This window comes from Ornithinibacter sp., from assembly GCF_035443565.1.
In the GTDB taxonomy this organism is placed as follows: Bacteria; Actinomycetota; Actinomycetes; order Actinomycetales; family Dermatophilaceae; genus Fodinibacter.
On record NZ_DAORSO010000306.1, the window covers coordinates 1 to 1,781 of the forward strand.

3 protein-coding genes are annotated in these 1,781 nt (G+C 71.1%); all 3 read right to left on the reverse strand.

The genetic code is table 11. From position 1 onward, the window contains the following. Window positions 1–599 (reverse strand): DUF3349 domain-containing protein (locus tag PLL68_RS14730; RefSeq protein ID WP_324535369.1); only part of this gene is annotated, 599 nt, incomplete at its 3' end. A 23-nt stretch (window positions 600–622) separates the two neighbouring features. Then, window positions 623–934, reverse strand: a complete 312-nt coding sequence (locus PLL68_RS14735) for a hypothetical protein (RefSeq protein WP_324535371.1) — start codon at window positions 932–934, stop codon at window positions 623–625. Window positions 935–950: 16 nt separating this feature from the next. Continuing rightward, window positions 951–1,781, reverse strand: an 831-nt coding sequence (locus PLL68_RS14740; RefSeq protein ID WP_324535373.1) for an inorganic phosphate transporter, incomplete at its 5' end; no start/stop codon positions are given.

Sequence of the window (1,781 nt, forward strand, 5' to 3'; positions counted from 1 at the left end):
GGGTCCGGGAAGTCCACCGGCCACCCCTTGGCGGCCAACCGGTCGCGCACGCGCCGCAGGTCGTCCGGCGTGGCCTCGGAGTGGGTGAGGTCGGCGATGGCCGCCGCGATGTCGTCAGGGCTGGCCGGGGCGATGGACGCCCGGCGCAGGGCCTTGGCGACCTTCTTGACCTCGCCGCGCGTCAGGCGTCGCTCGAGCAGGGCGAACAGGGGGACGTAGTCGTGCTCGGGGACCCCGGTGGGGTAGCCCTCGCGCAGCCACGCGACGATGCGGCCCAGGTAGGAGCCGGGCTCGGTGTCGTCCTCGTCGTCGAGGTCGTCACCGGGCGGGTTGCCGAGCGGCCACCCGCCCAGGACCAGTCGGGCGGCAACCCTGCGCAGGTCACTCTGCGGCAGTGGAGCCTTCGGGGCGCTCCCGGATGCTGCGTGGTCGGCGCTCAGCGCTCCGCCGGCGACCAGCGCCAGCGCGACCGACAGCGTGCGGGTGGATCCGATGCGCTGACGCAGCAGCGCGAGGAGGGGCGCGGCATCCTCTTCCGGGATGCCGTCGGGGTAGGCCTCGGCGAGGTACCTGAGGGCTTGGCTGTTCGTGTCGACCATGGTGTGGGTGGGATTCCCTCTCGTTACTTGTCGACGATCGTCGGCAGGATGCCGTCGCCGCTGAAGCTCACCGTCTTGCCGAAGCCGGAGGCGGCGATCATCGTGATGCCGAGAGCGACGGACGCGACGATCACGGCCAGGAGCACGCCTGCGACGGCCCGGCCGAGCACGGTGGGGTGGAAGGTGGTGTGGCCGCTGGCGTCCTCGGTCTCCGTGCTCCCGGTGACGAGAGCGCGCATCGCGAGCGCATAGACCACGGGGAGGCCGGCGCCGAAGATGAGGCCGGCGAAGAGGACACTGGCCGCGCCCTGGAGTGCAAGTTCGATGCTGCGCATTGCTGGGTCCTTTCGGTCAGTGGCTCTTGGTGCGGTGGGTCGTGGTGCCGGCCGGGTCCTCGGGCGTCTCGGGTGCGGGCGGGAACTTGTCGAGGACGTCGTCGGCGGTGTCCCACTCGTCGTTGACGTTGTGAGCGCCGACGTTGTCCTGCTTGGACCGCCAGAACATGTACGCCGAGGCGAGGCCGAGCACGATGAACACGATGACCGCGCCGAGCGCTCCACCGATGCCGTTCCCGAGCCACCACGTGAGGGCGCCGACCAGGGCCGCGAGGGGGAAGGTCGTCGCCCACGCGGTGACCATGCGCCCGGCGGTGTTCCAGCGCACGTGGGTGCCCCGCCCGAGTCCGCCGCCGAGGACGGATCCGGTGGCGACGTGGGTCGTGGAGAGGGCGAAGCCGAGGTGGCTCGCAGCGAGCAGGGTGGCTGCGGTGGCGCCGTCGCTGGCCATGCCCTGGCGAGGGGTGATGTCGACCAGACCCTTGCCGAGGGTGCGGATGATGCGCCAGCCGCCCAGGTAGGTGCCGGCGGCGATCGACAGGGCAGCGCTGACCTTGACCCACCAGGGGACCGAGGTGGTGTCGGTCCAGTGGCCGCTCGCGAGCAGGGCCAGGGTCATGACCCCCATCGTCTTCTGCGCGTCGTTGGTGCCGTGGGCGAGGGAGACCAGCGAGGCGCTGCCGATCTGGCCGTAGCGGAAGGTGCCCTCACCGAGCTTGTGGACGATCGAGTTGGTGATGCGGTGGACGAGCCAGCACCCGATGAAGGCGACGATCAGGGCGATCACCGGGGACAGGAAGCTCGGCAGCAGGACCTTGCCGACGACGCCGTCGAGCTTGGTGCCGTC

Excerpts from the sequence above, each read along its gene's own strand:
- PLL68_RS14735 (WP_324535371.1), bottom strand. The coding sequence starts at position 934 with ATGCGCAGCATCGAACTTGCACTCCAGGGCGCGGCCAGTGTCCTCTTC.